18 protein-coding genes are annotated in these 19738 nt (G+C 32.4%); 14 read left to right on the top strand and 4 right to left on the bottom strand.

Annotated elements, in window-relative coordinates:
* Positions 1–43 precede the first annotated feature (43 nt).
* Positions 44–1393, top strand: a complete 1350-nt coding sequence (locus Q0X14_RS03825) for an MATE family efflux transporter (protein WP_297842650.1) — start codon at positions 44–46, stop codon at positions 1391–1393.
* Positions 1394–1467: 74 nt separating this feature from the next.
* On the opposite strand, the gene Q0X14_RS03820 is transcribed toward Q0X14_RS03825, so the two are convergent.
* The 3 genes from Q0X14_RS03820 to Q0X14_RS03810 are packed head-to-tail and all read right to left on the bottom strand — an operon-like array spanning position 1468 to position 4229.
* A complete protein-coding gene (locus Q0X14_RS03820) occupies positions 1468–2256 on the bottom strand; it encodes a hypothetical protein (RefSeq protein ID WP_297842646.1) in 789 nt (262 codons plus the stop codon).
* Positions 2257–2261: 5 nt separating this feature from the next.
* Entirely contained in the window at positions 2262–3974 is a 1713-nt protein-coding gene (locus Q0X14_RS03815) for an exonuclease domain-containing protein (RefSeq protein WP_297842644.1), read from the bottom strand.
* 15 nt (positions 3975–3989) lie between these two features.
* Positions 3990–4229: a DUF2283 domain-containing protein gene (locus Q0X14_RS03810; protein ID WP_297842641.1), complete on the bottom strand. Its 240-nt coding sequence runs from the start codon at positions 4227–4229 to the stop codon at positions 3990–3992.
* Between the two features lie 86 nt (positions 4230–4315).
* Here Q0X14_RS03810 and Q0X14_RS03805 point away from each other — a divergent pair, with 86 nt between their 5' ends.
* The 7 genes from Q0X14_RS03805 to aroA all read left to right on the top strand — a co-directional run bounded on the left by Q0X14_RS03805 (position 4316) and on the right by aroA (position 9900).
* Positions 4316–5152, top strand: a complete 837-nt coding sequence (locus tag Q0X14_RS03805) for a TIGR00282 family metallophosphoesterase (RefSeq protein WP_297842638.1) — start codon at positions 4316–4318, stop codon at positions 5150–5152.
* The gene (locus Q0X14_RS03800) at positions 5124–6104 is read left to right on the top strand and encodes a site-specific DNA-methyltransferase (RefSeq protein ID WP_297842635.1); all 981 of its coding nucleotides are present in this window, start codon (positions 5124–5126) and stop codon (positions 6102–6104) included. The genes Q0X14_RS03805 and Q0X14_RS03800 overlap by 29 nt, the downstream gene beginning before the upstream one ends.
* Before the next feature lie 11 nt (positions 6105–6115).
* A complete protein-coding gene (gene folD, locus Q0X14_RS03795; protein WP_297842633.1) occupies positions 6116–6994 on the top strand; it encodes a bifunctional methylenetetrahydrofolate dehydrogenase/methenyltetrahydrofolate cyclohydrolase FolD in 879 nt (292 codons plus the stop codon).
* 121 nt (positions 6995–7115) lie between these two features.
* Positions 7116–7769: a deoxyribose-phosphate aldolase gene (gene deoC / locus Q0X14_RS03790; protein WP_366522796.1), complete on the top strand. Its 654-nt coding sequence runs from the start codon at positions 7116–7118 to the stop codon at positions 7767–7769.
* Entirely contained in the window at positions 7769–7993 is a 225-nt protein-coding gene (locus tag Q0X14_RS03785) for a hypothetical protein (RefSeq protein ID WP_297842629.1), read from the top strand. The genes deoC and Q0X14_RS03785 overlap by 1 nt, the downstream gene beginning before the upstream one ends.
* Positions 7994–8035: 42 nt before the next feature.
* Complete coding sequence (locus Q0X14_RS03780) at positions 8036–8626, top strand: RNA methyltransferase (protein ID WP_297842626.1); 591 nt, start codon at positions 8036–8038, stop codon at positions 8624–8626.
* On the top strand, positions 8623–9900 hold the full coding sequence (gene aroA, locus Q0X14_RS03775; protein WP_297842624.1) for a 3-phosphoshikimate 1-carboxyvinyltransferase: 1278 nt from the start codon (positions 8623–8625) through the stop codon (positions 9898–9900). Before Q0X14_RS03780 ends, aroA begins: the two co-directional genes overlap by 4 nt.
* Before the next feature lie 16 nt (positions 9901–9916).
* On the opposite strand, the gene bshC is transcribed toward aroA, so the two are convergent.
* Positions 9917–11545: a bacillithiol biosynthesis cysteine-adding enzyme BshC gene (gene bshC, locus Q0X14_RS03770; RefSeq protein ID WP_297842622.1), complete on the bottom strand. Its 1629-nt coding sequence runs from the start codon at positions 11543–11545 to the stop codon at positions 9917–9919.
* A 139-nt stretch (positions 11546–11684) separates the two neighbouring features.
* Here bshC and Q0X14_RS03765 point away from each other — a divergent pair, with 139 nt between their 5' ends.
* From Q0X14_RS03765 to pta, 6 genes are all read left to right on the top strand, one after another.
* Positions 11685–12701: a radical SAM protein gene (locus tag Q0X14_RS03765; RefSeq protein WP_297842620.1), complete on the top strand. Its 1017-nt coding sequence runs from the start codon at positions 11685–11687 to the stop codon at positions 12699–12701.
* Complete coding sequence (locus Q0X14_RS03760; RefSeq protein WP_297842617.1) at positions 12698–13687, top strand: lysylphosphatidylglycerol synthase transmembrane domain-containing protein; 990 nt, start codon at positions 12698–12700, stop codon at positions 13685–13687. The genes Q0X14_RS03765 and Q0X14_RS03760 overlap by 4 nt, the downstream gene beginning before the upstream one ends.
* Complete coding sequence (locus Q0X14_RS03755) at positions 13680–14816, top strand: glycosyltransferase (protein ID WP_297842615.1); 1137 nt, start codon at positions 13680–13682, stop codon at positions 14814–14816. Before Q0X14_RS03760 ends, Q0X14_RS03755 begins: the two co-directional genes overlap by 8 nt.
* Before the next feature lie 125 nt (positions 14817–14941).
* Complete coding sequence (locus Q0X14_RS03750) at positions 14942–16315, top strand: DUF6600 domain-containing protein (RefSeq protein ID WP_297842613.1); 1374 nt, start codon at positions 14942–14944, stop codon at positions 16313–16315.
* Positions 16316–16417: 102 nt separating this feature from the next.
* Positions 16418–17176 carry a queuosine precursor transporter gene (locus Q0X14_RS03745; protein WP_297842610.1) on the top strand — a complete coding sequence of 253 codons (759 nt, stop codon included), beginning with the start codon at positions 16418–16420 and terminating at the stop codon, positions 17174–17176.
* 205 nt (positions 17177–17381) lie between these two features.
* Positions 17382–19652, top strand: a complete 2271-nt coding sequence (pta, locus tag Q0X14_RS03740) for a phosphate acetyltransferase (RefSeq protein ID WP_297842607.1) — start codon at positions 17382–17384, stop codon at positions 19650–19652.
* Positions 19653–19738: the final 86 nt, after the last annotated feature.

The raw sequence follows: 19738 nt of genomic DNA, 5'->3' as shown, positions 1-19738 counted from the left end.
TTTATTAAGTCAGTGAATAAAAGTATTTTTGTTTGAAATTATTATGATAAAATTCTTTAAAGAAAATAAGAGTCACATAGTTAAAACTTTATCATTAGCTTATCCTGTAATTATCGGACAGCTTGGTTTGATAATGATGGGAGTAGTTGATAGCATTATGGTTGGAGAGCTTGGTGCTGTTCCGCTTGCTGCAGCATCACTTAGCAATAGCTTGATATTTCTTGTTCTGATTATTGCAATCGGAAATTCAGTTGCTGTTACCCCGCTTGTTGCAATCCTTGTCGGTGCAAAAAAGTTAGATGAATGTGGAATTTATTTCAGACAATCTTTGATTGTTAATCTTGCGATGGGACTGATTGTCTTCCTGATAATTTTAGCAGGAGTAAATTATCTTCATCTTCTTGGTCAGTCTTATGCAGTTCAGCAGAAAGCCAAATCATATATGATTATTGTCGGACTTTCGATATTTCCATTGATGATTTTTCAAACATACAAACAATTCATTGAGGGACTTTCAATTATGCGTCCTGCAATGATTATTACTCTTGCTGCAAATTTTATAAATGTTTTTGCTAACTGGGTTTTAATTTTTGGCAAACTAGGTTTCCCAAGATTGGAACTTGATGGTGCCGGATGGGCAACTTTCATTTCCAGATTGTTTATGGCATTATCACTTTTAATATTTGTTATGAAAAATAAACGATTCAGAATATATGATGTTTCATTTCATTTTAAGAGTATAAATTTTCCTGTAATTAAAAAAATATTGAGCGTTGGTTTGCCCAGCGGCTTTCAGTATTTCTTTGAAGTCGGAGCATTCTCTTTTGCGGTTGTTATGATTGGCTGGATTGGTGCAAATGAATTGGCAGCTCATCAGATTGCAATTTCTCTGGCTTCCATATCATTTATGGGAGTACTTGGAATTTCTCAGGCAGGTGGAATATTAGTCGGAAATTCTGTTGGTGAACAAAACATAAATCTCGTTCGCAAAAATGGTTTTACAGCAATCATTCTTGGAATGATGTGGATGACTGTTTCAGGTTTAGTCTTCATTCTCTTCAGAAATTATTTGCCATACATTTACATTCGTGATGAGGTTGTTATTCAGATTGCATCTCAGCTACTTGTCATTGCTGCGTTGTTTCAATTATCCGATGGAATTCAGGCAGTGGGAATTGGTATTCTACGCGGACTTACCGATGTAAAAGGTCCTACTGTTATTACATTCATTGCTTATTGGGTAATAAGTCTGCCGGTGGGTTATTTGCTCGGATTTAAATTCGGACTTGGTGTAATTGGAGTTTGGATTGGTTTGTTGATTGGTCTTTCTTGTTCTGCTATTATGCTGACACTAAGATTCAATTACAAAAGCAGGAAATTAATTTCAATCTGATATTATTGTTCTTTCAATATTTATCAACAACAAAGCTATTTTGAAAAACTTCTCTAAATCCCAAGCTAAATAATCTAACTGATAACTTTAGTAATTAACTCTTTAGGAATTTCTTCGAAGTAGAAGTTTGTTAACTTTAATTTTCTATGTCTAAAGTTCCATACTTCTGATTCGGATTTCTCTTTAGGAACGAATTTATCTGAATTAATGAATTTATCTTTTGTGGTAATTACCAATAAAGGTTTTTTGTTTTCATTTGCACAAAGAGCAAGAGGATAACTTCCGATTTTATTCACGACATTTCCATTTTCCAAAATCTGATCTGCACCAATTAACACCGCATCAGAATTTCTTACAGCATAATTCATCATCGCATCAACAAGCAACTCACATCTAAATCCAATTCTGATTAATTCTTTAGCGAATAATCTGCCTTCAAAATTTGGTCTTGATTCGAGAATAAAAATTTTCATTTCAGGATTTAGATTAAACCAAAGTTTCATAACCTCAAGCAGAGTCTTACTGAAAGACAAAGTTGTTACAGTCTTAAATTTACTAAGATATTTTTTATTCGATTCAAATAAATCTTCTATTTCTTTTGAATGACTTAAAATTGCATTTTCTAAAAATTCTTTTAGCTGAGAAGAATCAGATAAATTCAATTTAGTTTTTAATTCTTTCAAAAAATTTTTTACAGAGGCAAAATGACTTAAATGAATATCAGCTTTAGTAATAATTTTTTTAATGTATGCTTTGTCATTGAGATTTTGCAGAATATGCTTCTGCAAGTGCAACAAAATTTTTGATGAACCTGATTTAGTATCATTAAGAATTTTATTGAGTTGCTGATTTCTGTTGGTCATTTCGATCAGATATTAAAATCATAAATGGGGTCTTTGCAGTTATTATCAATAACTTCTTCAGTATAAACTGAATTATTAATTTTGTTAAAAAGTTCCTGCCTGGTTTTGTAATCCTTCAGATAGTAAACTTTAACACGATTTCTGTTTTTGATTAACCATTGTAGTACAATTTTTAATTTTTCCAAATCTTCTTCTGATGGCAAATAATCAGTATGAATTGTATCTGAATAAAAGTCATCTAAAATTTCTTCAAACTTATTTTTATTATCATATAAATAACCTTTTATAAAAACCTTTCCTTCAAAAAGAACCAGATAATCATTACCCAATGGAGAAAGTATCTCAATCAGTACTTTAGCTTTATTGATTGGTTCAGAAAGTAAAGAAGATTTATGAATTTCTTCCATTAAAAAATCTATCAGGTGTTTTGTATCTGCAGCTTTTTCATACATCTGTTGTTCAGAGTAAAATTTCATTTTGTTCAGAAGTCGATTCATTGCGTGCTGATTTTCGCCGTTCAGAAAACGATAAACTTCTTCCAGCTCTTCATTGTGTCGGGATAAGTTTGTTTCAATCCCAAGACAGGGTGCAGTGCATCTTTGAATATCAAAAAGAAAACACGGACGTGATTTCAAATATTCTTTGTCATCACATTCCCGTATCGCAAAAGTCTTATTAATGAATTCAACAATTTTTTGTGCATCTCTTTTCGAATGATACAAACCAAAATAATCACAACCATCGAAATCAAATTTGTTTGTGATATCAAGATGTGGCGCTGATTTATTTCTTAAAACTTTGATGAAATATTTATTCCCATATCCCTTCAACATTTTATTATGTTTTGGATTTTTTACTTTTATCGACTCGGCTTCTGCAAGCAGTGCAGTTAATTCTGAATTAGTAATTACGTGATGAAGTCGCTTTGCTTGCCGGATAATCTTCCTGACTCTTGAATCAGCATTTGCAGAAAAATAACTCTTAACTCTCTCACGCAGCGATTTAGCTTTTCCGATGTATATGATTTCATTTTTATTGTTGAGGAAATAATATATTCCCGGCGCATTTGGCAGATTATAAAAATCATTCTGAAGTTCTTTTTTAATCTTTAAACTCTGAAGTGTTTTAATTCCACTTTGATAGGCAAGAAGTTCATCAAGAGTGTTTATGTCCTCATTTTCTTGAAGATGCTTAATCAGCTTAATCAAGACTTTTGCTGTGGTTTCAGCATCACCCAAAGCACGATGGGAATTTTTAGCTTTAATATTCAGATGATGAGCTAGAGGTCCAAGTGATCTGCTTTTCAGGTGTGGAAATAATTTTCTTGCTAACTTTAGTGTACATAAAGTATGAGCAGGATTGAAATCATCACCAAGTAATTGAACTTCATTTCGCAGGAAAGACAAATCGAATTGAAGATTGTGTCCGCACAAAACCGAATTTTCTGTCTTTTCAAGTATCACAGTAAAAATCTGATGAAACAATGGAGCATCTTTTACATCAGAGTTGGTAATTCCTGTAAACATCGAAATGAATGATGGAATAGGTCGTTGAGGATTTATTAGTGTAGAAAACTTTTCAACAATTTTTAGATTCTTTACTTTAACCAGAGCTATTTCAATTACTCTTTCATTCCTAGCTGAAAGTCCTGTTGTTTCAACATCAACTACTGTGAAACAGGTATTAAATATCTGTTGTTGTGAAAGCTTTATATCCAATTTAATCTTATGATATTATCTTTTAGATGCTTCCAGAACAGTAACTCCAACAAGCTGATTGTCTCTATACCTCAGCAATATGCCATCACTTAGCATTTCAGTTTCGGTAGCTTTTTGTGGTCGCTTAAAACTTATATATAATGTATCCGCTTTTTTATCATAATCAATCCACATCTTTGTTTCTGGTAATTGAATCAGATGAGATACCATTTCAACAATTTCATTAACTGTCTTTTGAATTTCTATTTCTGCCATAAGCGATTTCCACTCAACTAACTTTCATTACTCAGCTTAAAAATAACTAACATTTAGATATATTTATATTCAAAAAAAAGAAAATCATGTCTTCTGTTAACATACTGTTTATTGGCGATATTATTGGTAATCCGGGACTCGAGATTACACAAACTTTTTTACCAGGTCTTATTCAAAAATACAAAGCTGATCTTGTAATTTGTAATGGAGAAAATGTTGCCGACGGGAAAGGTTGTACTGAGAAAGAAGCAAAAATACTTTTTGACTTAGGCGTGCATGTTATTACTGGCGGAAATCATACCTGGGATAAACATCCTTCGCAGGAATATTTAAAGACAGAACCTCGTTCACTTCGTCCGTTAAATTATCCGAAAGGTACTCACGGTAACGGTTATATTATCTGGGAAACTTCCAAAGGAAAAGTTGCTGTAGTTAATCTGCAGGGAAGAACATTTATGACGGCAATTGATTGTCCATTCAGAAGTGCTGAATGGGTAATTTCGAAAGTGAAGAATGAAACTAAAATTATTTTTATTGATTTTCACGCAGAGGCAACTGCAGAAAAAATGGCTCTTGCAAATTTTCTGGATGGAAAAGTTAGTTGTATTGTTGGTACTCATACACATATCCAAACTTCTGATGAAAGAATAATGCCTAACGGAACTGGTTATATAACAGATGTTGGGATGACTGGTCCTTATGATTCTGTGATCGGTATGAAAACTGTAGCAGCAATAAATCGTTTTCTGTATCAGACTCCGCAAAAGTATGAAACTGCGAAAGATAATGTTCATCTTTGCGGTATGTTCTTTAAGGTTGATTCCGAAACCGGAAAAACTCTTGAGCTGGAAAGAATTTTTTTTCCGGAATTTGAAAAGATAGCAAACAAACAAGATGCTGAAACATCCTCTTCCAAGACTTGATAAAGATGATGAATTAAAAAATCTGCTTTTACCATATTGCAGATTTTCTGAAGGTACAATTTGGATTGATGAGAAATCAGGTCACAGAATTGCTTGCGGAGATTCAACTGATAAAAATTTTGTAAAAAAACTTTTTGAAAATAAAAAAGCTGCTTTAGCTATTCACGATCCACCTTATAATTTTATCGCATTTCAGAAATCTGATGTAACTAATTTTATAGAATGGAGCAAACAATGGATTGAAATTACATACGAATATCTCAAAGCAGATTCTTCACTTTACATCTGGCTTGGGGCTGATCAGAAAAATAATTTTCAACCATTAAGCTCTTTCATCGAGATGATGTCATCGACAAAATTCAAATCCAGAAGTTTTATAACGATGCGTAATCAAAGGGGATTTGGCACACAAAAAAACTGGATGTCAATCAGGCAGGAGTTATTATTTTACACGAAAGGCAATCCTTATTTTAATGTTGAAGCTGAATACACAGATATTCCAAAAGTATTAAAAGGTTATTATAAAAATGTCAGCGGAAGAGTTACTGAAAATATTGAGAGAAGTAAATCAGAAAATATTCGTGCAGGAAATGTTTGGATTGATATCCAACAAGTCTTCTATCGAATGGAAGAAAATGTTAATGGCTGTTATGCACAGAAGCCATTAAAAGCAATTGAAAGAATTATTCAAGCCAGTAGCAAAAAGAATGATATCGTCCTTGATTTTTTTGCTCACTCAGGCACGACTTTAATCGCTTCAGAAAAACTGAAAAGGAAATGTTTTACAATAGATATAGATCCTGTTTTTTGCGAAATTAGTCTCAGACGATTAGAAAAATTTCGCAACGAAGGTAAAACAGGTTGGCAGAATTCAAATCCTTTTGCGGATGAAATTCAAAATGATAAGAGACTTAAAACTTATCTTAATAAAAAATATAACTTAGAATATTAGTGAGAAATAAAATGCAATTGATTGATGGAAAAAAAATAGCATCGGATATCCGGAAAGAACTAAAAGAAAAAATTGATAAGCTAAAAGCTGAGAGAAAAAATGTTCCCGGACTTGTTGCAATAATTGTTGGAGATAATCCGGCATCACAAATTTATGTTGCAAGTAAAAGCAAAGCGTGCGAAGAAATAGGAATGAGAACCAAAGTTGAAAAATTTCCAGCGACTTTTCATGAAAAAGATTTGATTGATGTAATTGAAAAGTATAATTCTGATAAAGATTATCACGGAATATTAGTGCAACTCCCTTTGCCAAAACATATCAATGAAAATAAAATTATCGAAGCCATTTCTCCGCAAAAGGATGTTGATGGTTTTCATCCGATGAGTGTTGGGAACCTTGTTATTGGTAAAGAAACTTTTGTTTCGTGTACACCTGCAGGAATTCAGGAATTGCTGAAAAGATATTACATCAACACACGAGGTAAACATGTTGTCGTCGTCGGAAGAAGTAACATTGTAGGTAAACCAATTGCAAATCTTATGCTTCAGAAAAATGATTATGCAAATTCAATTGTTACAGTTTGTCATTCTGCAGCGTCAGATCTTTCATATTACACAAAGCAAGCGGATATTCTGATAGCTGCAATTGGTCAACCTGAATTGATTAAAGGTGATATGGTAAAAGATGGTGTAGTTGTAATAGATGTAGGAATAAATCGCATTGAAGATAAATCATCTTCAAAAGGTTATCGGATAGTTGGTGATGTGGCATTTGATGAAGTTGCTCCTAAAGCGTCATACATAACTCCGGTTCCGGGTGGTGTTGGTCCAATGACAATTGCAATGCTGCTTAGCAACACTTACAAAGCATATAAACTTTATGGTGAATAGAATGAAGAATCTCTCAGAAGTTATAAATGATAAATTGATATCTGAAAAACTTAATGAATTTAAAATATCTTTTCAGGAAGAATTGAAACTGCCTGAAGTCAGCGACAAAGAACTTGCTAAAATGATTGACCACACACTACTTAAACCTGATGCCGCAGAGATAGAAATTAAAAAACTTTGTGATGAAGCCAGAGAATTTGATTTCGCTTCGGTTTGTGTGAATCCCTGTTGGGTTGATTTTTGCTTTAATCAACTTAAAGAAACAAATGTAAAAGTTTGCACAGTGATAGGTTTTCCACTTGGTGCAAATCATTCAAATACAAAATTACAGGAAGCAGAAACCGCAATTGCTGATGGTGCAGAAGAAATTGATATGGTAATAAACATAGGACAACTTAAATCAAAAAATTATGATTATGTATTTAATGAAATTGAAAAAATTACACACATCGCTAAAAGAAGTCTTGTTTTAACAAAAGTAATTATTGAAACCTGTCTTCTTACTGATGAAGAAAAATTTATTGCATCAATACTTAGCAAAGAAGCAGGAGCTGATTTTGTAAAAACTTCAACAGGTTTTTCAAAAGGTGGTGCCACCATTTATGATGTTGCTTTAATGAATTTTACAGTTGAAGGAAAATTAAAAGTTAAAGCAAGTGGTGGAGTTCGCTCAAAAGATGATGCATTAAAAATGATTGCTGCTGGTGCAAGCAGAATCGGAACAAGCAGTGGTGTAAAAATTATTCAAGGCGAAAAGGCAAATTCAGGTTATTGATGGTTGTTGATATTGTAATTAAAAAAGCTATTGATGGTTACTCTGCTGAAATCCCTTCAATCAAAGGATGTGAAAGCTGGGCTCACGATGAAGAAACTGCTCTTGAAAAAATTCTTGAACTGGCTTCATTTTATCTCAAGCTTCCAAAAGATAAATTCAAACTTGATAAAGCAAGGAAAGAAGAAGATACTATCATTTACAAATTAATTTTTCATAAAAGTTAATTAACATCTTAATCCATTTATCATTTAATAATTGTTTCTGTTGTGAAAAAATTTAAATCTGAAAAAAGATTAATTAAGATTACTAATACACTTAAAAGACGCCAGTATGATTTAATGGTTGTGCTTGAGAATATTCATGATCCGCACAATGTAAGTGCAATTTTCCGAACTTGCGATGCGGTTGGTATTCCAAAAGTTTCTCTCGTTTATACAATAGAAAAATTCCCAAAGATTGGAAAAAAATCTTCTGCATCTGCATTCAAATGGGTTGAAAGACAAAAGTTTACTTCAATTGATTCTTGTTATTCCGAACTGAGAAAAAATGGATTTAAAATTTTTGCCTCCTCGATTAGCAATGATTCAAAAAGTATTTATGATATTGATTTTACCGGAAAAGTCGCAATAGTTCTTGGTAATGAACATCGTGGAGTTTCTGAACAAGCAGAGAAATCAGCCGATGAAAGAATAATGATTCCTATGTTTGGAATGGTACAAAGTCTTAATGTTTCTGTTGCTGCTGCAATTATTCTTTATGAAGCAGCAAGGCAAAGAATCGGAAAGGGTAAGTATGATAAGCCACAACTGAATCATTCTGAATTAGAAAAACTCATTGAACTTTGGTGCAGCAAATGAAAAGATATTTTCAAAAAATAAATTCTGTGAAAGGTGAATTGAATTTCGCAGGTGACAAATCAATTTCACATCGTGCAATTTTCTTTTCTTCAATGGCAGAAGGTAAATCATCAATTGAGAATATTTCTTTAAGTGAGGATGTTAAATCAACTCAAAAAATATTCAGTCAATTAGGAGTAAATTTTATAAATGATAAAAATAAATTGATTGTTGTGGGAAAGGGAAAAAGAAAATTTAATGCTCCAAACTCTTTTTTAGATTGTGGTAATTCAGGTACTACTGCAAGATTACTATCCGGTTTGTTGATAGCTCAAAATTTTCCATCTGAATTGATTGGCGATGAATCACTTTCCAGAAGACCAATGAAAAGAATAATAGAGCCGTTGACTCTGATGGGTGGTAACATTGAATCAGTAAATTCAACTTTACCTATAAAAATATTTCCTTCCAATTCATTAAAAGCTATCGAGTACACATTACCTGTTGCAAGTGCTCAGGTTAAAAGTGCAATACTGATAGCCGGTTTACATTTGAGTGAAAAGACAAAAGTGATTGAAAAATTTATTACACGAGATCATACTGAACGAATGCTTGGTTTACCGTTTAATGAATCTGAAAATCTGAAAGTTATATCTTCGTCTGATAAATTTTATCCAACTGCAAAAGATTATTTTATTCCTGGTGATATTTCTTCTGCAGCATTTTTTATTGTGTTAGGTCTCTTAACTAAAAATTCGGAATTGGTAATCAAAGATGTTTCTCTCAATCCAACACGAACCGGATTTCTTGACATTCTGAAGAAAATGAATGCTGATATAAAAATTGAAAATGAAAAACAATCAAGCAATGAACCTTATGGAGATATAATTGTTCGTTCTTCAGATTTAATAAATGTTTCGATTGATAGTTCGGTCATTCCAAACATAATAGATGAAATTCCGATTTTGAGTGTAGCCGGAATTTTTGCTGAAGGTGATTTCGAAATCAGAAATTGTGAAGAGTTACGCTTTAAAGAATCAGACAGAATAAATGCAATCTGTGAGAATCTTAAATTAACCGGACTAGAGGTTGAAGAATTTCCTGATGGTTTTCGAGTCTCTGGTAAATTTAAAAATATACAAGGGAGTTTTAACTCATTTAACGATCACAGAATTGCAATGGCTTTTTCTGTTTTATCGATGTTAATTGGAAATGAATGTACTGTCGAAGGAATTGAGTGTGTCGGAATTTCCAATCCAAATTTCTACGAACAAATAGAAGCAATAATAAATTAGTCCTTCAAAAGTAAAATCAGATTTCAATTACCTGATGTTCAAATTCAGAAATTGACAATTCTTCAAAAAGCTTTTTATAAAATTCTTCACCAAACTTATTTGCAAAGTAAAAATAATTTAACTCGCGTTCCTGTAGGTTTTCATTCGGATATAAAAGATTTGAAAGCTTTGATATTTGTCTTAAAATCGTTTCAAATCGTGATTCATGTGCCTTCTCAGCTTTGGATTTTAATTCATTAAGCGAGAACAAAACTTTCTCTCGATATCTGCCAGTTGAATCAGAAATTGTTTTATCCACTGCAGAAAGTTTTTCTTTAAGATCATCGAAAATCAGATTTAAATTTTTCGTAGCATCTTCAAAGATCAAATCAATATTGTTCTCTGCAACTGATGAAAGAATTTTTTCTTTCAAATGATCAACGCCAAGAATTACATCTCTCATTGAAAGATCATACTTTTCCATAAAAGTTAACACAGATTTTTCTACAAGTGTAGCAGATGAGCGCGGATAAATAATTGGCGGCTCAATATCAAAGAATTCATATAAAGGATGAATTTGTGCGAAGTATGAAATTTCACTTGGTCCGGCTACATAAAATGCAGTGGGGAAAAGATAATCCTGAGTAATCGGTCTAAGTAATACATTTGGGCTAAATCTTTCCGGATGCTCATTAATTTCCTGAATGATTTCTTCTTTTGTGAATTGTTTTCTCTTTCGTCTTAACTTAAAAATCTCATCAACTGGTTCTATAGCATATCTTCCATTTTCTATATGATAAAACAAATTGACTGGTTTCACTTTCACTTGTGCGTGATATACTTCCTCAAGTGTAGCACTTACATAAACAAGTTTTTGAGTGTGCGTTCTGAAATTATTAATTTCATTAAGAAATATTGGCTTCAAAACTTTCTTAACTTCATCCTGAGATGGATCAAAAATTACCAAACCATATTCGTCGAATAGCCAGAAAAGTAGTTCGCGGAAACTTTGCTTGAATGTTTTTCCTGTCTGATAAATTTCTTTCAGCTTTGAAATTATTTTCCCTTTGAATTCTGTATTTCTCAGATTTAATTCAAGCTGATTAAAAAAGTCATTAAGTGATTCATCAAATATTAAATTACCAACACTTGAACGAATCTCATCATCACTAACATCATCTTTATATTTAATTGTTACAAGATTGTTTTCATTATTCAAAATATTTATCTGATGAACTTCATTAAAATCGTGATCATCACTTTCCATCCAAAAAACAGGGACGAAATTGTAATCAGTGTATCTCTCATTAAGATTTGAAGCTAATTTTATTGCTGTAATTATTTTATAAAATGTGTAAAGTGGTCCACCCAAAATTCCAAGCTGCTGACCAGTAACAACAGCTAAAGTTTTTGGTTGCTGGAGAAACTTAATGTTATTTTTTGTTTTTTCTGATGCGGAATTAAAAGTTTCATATTGGTTAGAAATCAAATCAGAAATATTAAAATTCGAATTGGTTTTCTTTTTTAAGACTGCTCTAAAGACTTCAGAATATTTTTCCTTATCTCTGAAATTATACTTGTAAAACTCTGCTACATTTTCAAATTCATATAGATAATCCAAAAAGAGATTATGGTTTTTTGGTATATCACCAAAATTGATAAACATTTTACCTCACTATTGAAAATTTTATATGCTAAACTATGAAAAAGAGATAAGGTTGACAATAATAGTGAGCTTGTTAGTGATTTATCTTTTCAATCAAGTTTTAGAATTACTATCTTCGCAAAGAAAAAAACATCTGAAGATGGAAATCAATTTATTAAAATATTTTACTGTAAAAAGATTATTTAATGCTATAAGAATTCTTTTATCTTTTTGGTTATCACGAATTATCAGGAAACCAATCGTGTGGGGAATGCCAATTTCATATTCTATTGAACCGACAAATCATTGCAACTTAAAATGTCCTGAATGTCCGAGTGGTCTTGGGATACTGACTCGTCCACTTGGTTTGCTAAAAACCGATGACTTCAAAAAATGGATTGATGAAATTAAGGAAACAGGTTTTTATGTTCAGTTGTTTTTTCAGGGTGAACCTTACATTAATAAAAATTTGCCTGAAATGATTAGATATGCACAGGACAATAAAATTTATGTATCAATCAGCACCAATGGTCATTTTATTAATGAAAATAATGTTGATAAAGTTCTGGAATCAGCACCTGATAAACTAATTTATTCAGTTGATGGGCTTGATGAAGAATCATATCAGAACTATCGTGTTGGAGGAACTTTTGCCCAGGTGGATTCGGCTTTGAGAACATTGGTCAGAAGAAAAAAAGAGCTTAGGCAGAAAAGACCTTTTATCGAATTTCAGTTTATCGTGATGAAACAAAATGAACATTTGCTTGAAGATGTAAAAAGATATTGTAAAGAAGTTGGAGTTGATAAACTCGTATTTAAAACAATGCAGATCTCCTCTTATGAAAATGCTGTTAAATTTCTTCCAACAAATAAAAAATACAGGCGATATGTTATAGAAAATAATTCATTCAGAATTAAAGCTGAGATTAAAAATCATTGCTTTGCTCTATGGCGTACTGCAGTAATAACCTGGGATGGAAAACTTGTTCCTTGCTGTTTTGATAAAGATGCTGAATTTTCTCTTGGTGTACTTAATGGAAAATCAGTGAAAGACATTTGGTTATCGGAAAATTATAATAATTTTCGGCAGTCGATTTTAACTGATAGAAAACAAAACAAAATGTGCACAAACTGTACTGAAGGATTAAAAATCAACATTCTTGAAATTGAGCAATGACAGAACCATTCAAAAATAATTTTGTTTTGAGTGAGCAGGTTGTAAAGTATAAAAGTTTTTTAATTCTATCCGGAAAGATAATAATCGCATCAGGACTGCTTTATTACATCATCAGCTCAGTTAATTTTAATGAAATCATCTCTGCAATTTATGATGCTGATGTTAGTTTGATAATTCCTGTCTTATTGCTAAGCTTTTTGAATTTATATCTTCAGTATTACAAGTGGAAGCTAACTTCATCTTTAATATTAAACAATTCAGATAATCGGAAAGTCCTTTATTCATTGTTCCAGGGATTTTCTGCTGCGGTATTTACGCCTGCAAGAATAGGAGAGTATTTTGGGAGAGCAATTGTATTTAAAGATCATTCTTTATTAAAAGTTACATTAGCAACATTACTGGATAAATTCTTTCCACTTTTAATTGTAGCGATTTTTGGATCAGTATCGAGTGTATTGTTTATACATTATTTTTATGAAGTAAGTATTTATGTTACTGTCAGTTTGTTTATTGTTCTTTTTTCACTTTTCTATTTTGTAATATTAGTAATCTTCAATGAAAAGTTCTGGGATAATTTTCTTTTTAATAAACTCAGAGATTCAAAAAGATTATCAAAATATTTTGAAAAATTTTCTGTACTTAGAAATCTTGATAAAAATTATTCAGCAAAGATGATTTTGCTTTCGATACTTTTTTATGGTTGTTACATTTTTCAGTATGCAATTTTAGTTGCTGCATTCTCGCACAACTCATCTTTTCTGAATTACCTCTGGGCAGGAAATCTTACTATGTTTTCCAAAACAGTAATTCCACCAGTAAGTTTTAGTGAATTAGGAATTCGTGAAGGTGCTTCGGTATTTTTTATTCAGCAATTTGGTGAGTCTGCTTCAGTGGGTTTTAATGCTTCAATATTTTTATTTCTAATTAATGTTTTATTGCCGTCTTTAGTCGGTTTGATTCTAATCTTCAGAAAAAATGATGATTGAAAATTTACTGCTTCTGTTCTTCCTTCTATTGTTGATTCATTATCTGCTTTTTCTTTTCAGAGTTTATTTAGGTTTGAAAAAATTAAGTTCCGACACTCAGATAAAAATTCCGGATGAATTTGTAACAGTACTTATTCCCTTTAGAAATGAGGAGAAAAACATATTACAAGTCTTGAAGTCTGTTGAATCTCAAGATTATCCTACAGATAAATTTGAGGTAATTTTTATTGATGATAATTCAGTTGATAAATCAAAAGAGCTTCTGGAAAAAAATATAAGCAGATACAACATCAGAGTGATTACGGTACCTGATGATTATTTAGTTAATGCTCATAAAAAGAGAGCGATCAGATTTGGAATAGAAAATTCTAAAGGAGAAATTATTGTCACTACAGATGCTGATTGCATTCATAAAAAAAGCTGGCTCAAAACTTTATTATCTTTTTTTGATGATAAGACAGGATTTGTTTCCGGTCCTGTTAAATTTTTCGAAGGAAAAAGTTTGTTTAGCCGACTACAGGAATTAGAATTTGCTGGTTTGGTTATTACAGGAGCTGGTCTTATCGGAAGTAATAATCCGACTATATGCAATGCTGCAAACATAGCATACAGAAGAAAAGCTTTTGATTTAGTTGGAGGTTTTTCATTTCAAATGAATCTTTCATCTGGTGATGATGAACTCCTGATGCAAAAAATTTTCAGGGATACAGATTATCAAATCAAATTTGCTCTTAATAAAAATGCTATTGTAGAAACTGAACCAAATGAGACTTTGAAGAATTTCTATCAACAAAGAAAACGCTGGGCAAGTAAAGGATTATTCTATAAAAATAAAATGCTCGTTATGAAATTAGTTCTGATTTACCTGTTTTACATTGCTCTTGTTATTCAACCAATCCTTGGATTGACAGTTCATTCAATATTTTTAATCTCTTTCACTGTTTCATTGATCGCCAAAATTTTAGTTGAATTTTTAATTCTAAAAAAAGGTATAGAATTATTATTTGATAAAAATATTCTTAATGTATTCTTACTTGCCGAACTATTTCACATTCCTTACATCATAATTGCTGGATTAAGCGGAGCTTTTGGCAACTACAGATGGAAAGACCGTCGCATTAGCAGATAAATTAAACACTTTTGTTTAGTTAAGCAGACAATTCATTTCATCTAATTATCTCTTTATTGAAAATAAAACATTTTTAACTGGCATGGTTATTGGCTTTTAAGAAATGCAAATGAAAGGAGAAAATTATGAAAAAGTTAATTGCAATATTAGTTTTCTTATTTATCGGTTTAACTGCTAATGCAGAAGCCAGCACAAATTACTACCAAAGAGTTGGTGGTTATTTCTACACTAATTTAAGTCCCTACGGCACCTGGATAGAAATTGATTATGGAGTTGTTGCCTGGAGACCTACCATCATAAAACGAAATTGGGCTCCTTACAAAATAGGAAGATGGATTTGGACAGATTACGGCTGGTATTGGGATTCATACGAGCCATTTGGACATATAGTTTTCCATTACGGAAGATGGTATTATGATGACTATTATGGATGGATATGGATTCCTGATGACGAGTGGGCTCCAGCCTGGGTAGAATGGAGATATGATGATGATTATATAGGTTGGGCTCCTTTACATCCTTATGCTGTGTTCTCAATAAATTTCGGAATCAGAGTTACTTATGAATATTATGTTCCTTACACACATTGGCATTTTGTAACTTATAAACATTTCTGCAATCCTTATGTTTATAATTATTATGTTCCTTCTAAATACAAATATAGAATTTATGGTCGCACTAAAGAACGATATGAATATAAGTATCACAATGGAAGAGTAAGAAATGAAGGTGTTGATTTTGACTTTGTAAGAAAGCGCTCTGGTCAGAAAATCGAAAAGAGAGATTTAATTACTTCTAATGATCCTCGTGAATTTGGAGACATTAAAAGAAGAGATGAAGATAGAATCAGGACATTTATAGCTGATAGAAATGAAATACAAAGAGATAGGGAATCATTAAAAGATGTTAAGATTGAAAGATCTGAAAGAAGACCAAAACTTGAGTTAGAGAAAGTTGAACTTACAGAAGTTAAGAGGACAAGAACCAATGATCGTAATGAAGTTAATGACCGAAGACAAACTGAGCAGGAAAGAAATATAAATCGTGATGATAAGGTTAAAGACAGAACTGATTCTAATGAAAGAGAGAGAAATCAGGATTTAAGAAATAGGGAAGAACAAAGAAGAACTATGGAACAGGAAAAATCCAGAACAAATGATTCAAGAGATTTGGAAAGAAGAAAAGAAGTTGAAGTCAAATCCAGGACTGACAGAGATAGTGAATTCAGAAATGAAAGAAATAATGTAAACAGAAATGATAACCGTTCATTCGAAATGAAAAAGAATGAAGGCAGAGTAAATGAGCAAAGAAATGAAGTCAAACGAAATGAACAGATTGAAAATCGCAATTTTGAACAAAGAAGAACTGAAACCAGACAAATTGAGTCAAAAAGAAATGATAATGAAAGAAAAGTTGAGACAAACAGAAATCAGAATCAGCAAAGAAATGATAATACAGACAGAAGACAAAACACTTCCCGAACAGAAAGAACAAGGTAAAATATAACTCATCTCTCTCCTAAAGCGGTATCAAACTTTTGATACCGCTTTTTTGTTATTGCACATGCTAACAATAATTTTGTTGAAAAAATCGGAAATTATATGCAGGATAAATCAAACAGACTTTTTTATATACTTGGCGCTTTTTTCATCGCTAATGCAATACTTGCAGAATTTATAGGAGTTAAAATATTTTCACTGGAAAAAACACTTGGACTAGAACCACTGAATCTCACCTTATTCGGTTATGAGAATTTATCATTTAATTTAACTGCCGGCGTTTTACTCTGGCCAATAGTTTTTATTATGACTGACATCATTAACGAATACTTTGGCAGGAAAGGAGTAAGATTTTTGTCTTTTACCGCAGCAGGATTGATAGCTTATGCATATGCAATGGTTTATTTTTCTATATCTTTAACTCCTGCGGATTTCTGGATAATCAGAGATACACCATCAGGTCAGTTAAATATGCAATTAGCATTTAATACAATTTTTGGTCAAGGATTGTGGATAATTATCGGGTCATTAGTTGCGTTTTTAATCGGCCAATTAGTTGATGTAACGGTTTTTCATTATTTCAAGGCAATTACAGGAAGTTCTAAAATATGGTTAAGAGCAACTGGCTCAACACTAGTTTCTCAGTTTATTGATAGCTTTGTTGTTCTATTCATTGCTTTCTATATCGGTGCTGGCTGGGATTTAAAATTGGTTCTGGCTATTGGTGTAGTTAATTACATTTATAAATTTTTCATTGCTGTATTTTTAACACCACTTTTATATATCATCCATTTTGTAATAGACAAATATCTTGGTAAAGAGCTTTCGGATAAACTGCAGATTGAAGCTACATTAAAATGATTTCTCCATTCTTTTAAAGTAGAAAAATATTTCCGTAATTTTGTTATAGTAAATTGTTGAGTTTATCTAAACTTGCTTAATTAAGGATAAAAGTGCATCTCTTATCATCGATACGGCCTTCGTTATGGTTTTCAATTCTGAATCAGACAATTCTAAAATTTTTTCAATCAACAAATCAAACAAATGAAATGCAAAAGGAGCTAATATGAAAATCACAAAAGAGGAAGCTCTGTTGTATCACAGTTCTGAGAGAGTTGGTAAAATTGAGGTTATACCAACTAAACCTTGTCTTACTTCAAGAGATTTATCGCTTGCTTATACTCCCGGTGTTGCTGAACCTTGTCGGGAAATTCATAAAAATGTTGAAGATGTTTATAAGTATACAGCTAAAGGTAATCTTGTTGCTGTTGTTTCAAATGGAACAGCTGTATTAGGTCTTGGTGATATTGGTCCCGAAGCAGGTAAACCTGTTATGGAAGGGAAAGGAGTTCTGTTTAAAAGATTTGCTGATATTGATGTGTTTGATATTGAAGTAGCATCTCACGATCCAAAAGAAGTTATCAGAGTTTGTCAGTTATTAGAGCCAACATTTGGGGGAATCAATCTTGAGGATATAAAAGCACCTGAATGTTTCGAGATTGAAGAGACACTTAAAGCAACGATGAAAATTCCGGTGTTTCATGACGATCAGCATGGAACTGCAATTATTTCTTGCGCAGCATTAATTAATGCTGTTGAACTGGCAGGAAAAAAATTAAATGAAGTTAAAATTGTTGTAAATGGAGCCGGAGCTTCTGCTATTTCTTGTTGCAAACATTATATCAGAGCAGGAGTAAAAAGAGAAAACATCTGGATGTTCGACACAAAAGGTTGTATTACAAAAGACAGAAAAGATCTTAATAAATACAAAGAAGAATTTGCTCAGGAAAAAGGATTTGCTTCACTTGCCGAAGCAATGAAAGATGCAGATGTTTTTATCGGGCTTTCAGTTGGTGGTGTCGTTAATAAAGATATGGTTAAATCAATGGCAAAAAATCCAATCATCTTTGCAATGGCCAATCCTGATCCTGAAATTATGTATGATGATGCAGTTTCGGTTCGCGATGATTTAATTATGGCAACGGGTAGAAGTGATTTCCCGAACCAGGTTAATAATGTTCTTGGATTTCCATTTATTTTCAGAGGTGCACTTGATGTAAGAGCTACACAGATTAATGATGAAATGAAAATGGCAGCTACGAAAGCTTTAGCTCAGTTAGCAAGAGAAAAAGTTCCTGAAATGGTTATCAAAGCTTATGGTGGAGAAGAGTTTGAATTTGGTAAAAATTATATTATTCCAAAACCTTTTGATCCGCGAGTTTTATGGTATGTTGCTCCTGCAGTAGCAAAAGCTGCAATCGAAACAGGTGTGGCTAAAATTACTGAAATGGATTGGGATGCTTATCGTGAAAAGCTTAAAGAGAGATTGGGTCTGTCTAAAGAAATAATTCGTGTTATGATTCACAAAGCTCAGCAGAAACCAAAGAGAGTTGTTTATCCTGAAGGAGAAGAAGAAAACATTATTCGTGCTGCACATGCTGTTTATAATGATGGAATTGCTAAACCAATTTTGCTTGGTAATGAAAAAATCATTAAACAGGAAATTGAAAGAATAGGCTATGATTTGAATGAATTTACGATTATCGATCCTGAAAATTGTGACAAATGCGAAGATTACGCAAAAACATTCTTCGATAGAAGAAAACGAAAAGGTGCAACTCTTTATGATTCAAGAAATCTGATTAGAAAACCTAATTATTATGGTTCAATGATGGTTGCACAAGGTGATGCTGATGCAATGATCAGCGGATATACTACAAGCTATCCAAATACAATAAGACCTGCTTTGCAATGTATCGGAGTTAGGGAAGGACTTACAGTTGTTTCAGGAATGTACATTGTAATAGCAAAGAAGGAAACCTACTTTTTTGCCGATTGCACAGTAAATGTTAATCCAAATAAAGATCAGTTAGCCGAGATTGCAATTTCTACAGCTGATGCAGTTAAAGAATTTGATGTCGAACCTAAAATCGCACTTCTTTCTTTTAGTAATTTTGGAAGCGCACCTTATCCGGAATCCGTAAAGGTAACAGAAGCGGTTAAGCTCATCAAACAAAAAAGACCGGAATTAATTGTTGATGGAGAAATGCAGGCAGATACGGCTGTTGCTCCGGAAATCATCGAAAAGACTTTCCCATTTGCAGAAATAAGAGGTGGCGCTAATGTTTTAATATTCCCAAATCTCGATGCTGCTAATATTGCTTATAAATTAATGGCAAGAATTGGACAGGCAACTGTTATCGGACCAATCCTATTGGGAATGGCAAAACCTGTTCATGTTTTACAAAGAGGAGCATCTGTTGATGATATCATTAATATGACAGCTATTGCAGTTGTTGATGCTGAATCAAAGAAAAACTATCTGAAGAACAAGTAAAGATTAATTTTTCCTGACAGAGCCGGTCCAGATGCCGGCTCTTTTTTTACCATTCATAAAACTTTTTTTGTCTTTTGAAATGTAAA

Source organism: Ignavibacterium sp., assembly GCF_025998815.1.
Classification (GTDB): Bacteria; Bacteroidota; Ignavibacteria; order Ignavibacteriales; family Ignavibacteriaceae; genus Ignavibacterium.
This window is presented reverse-complemented; position numbering and strand designations above follow the sequence as displayed.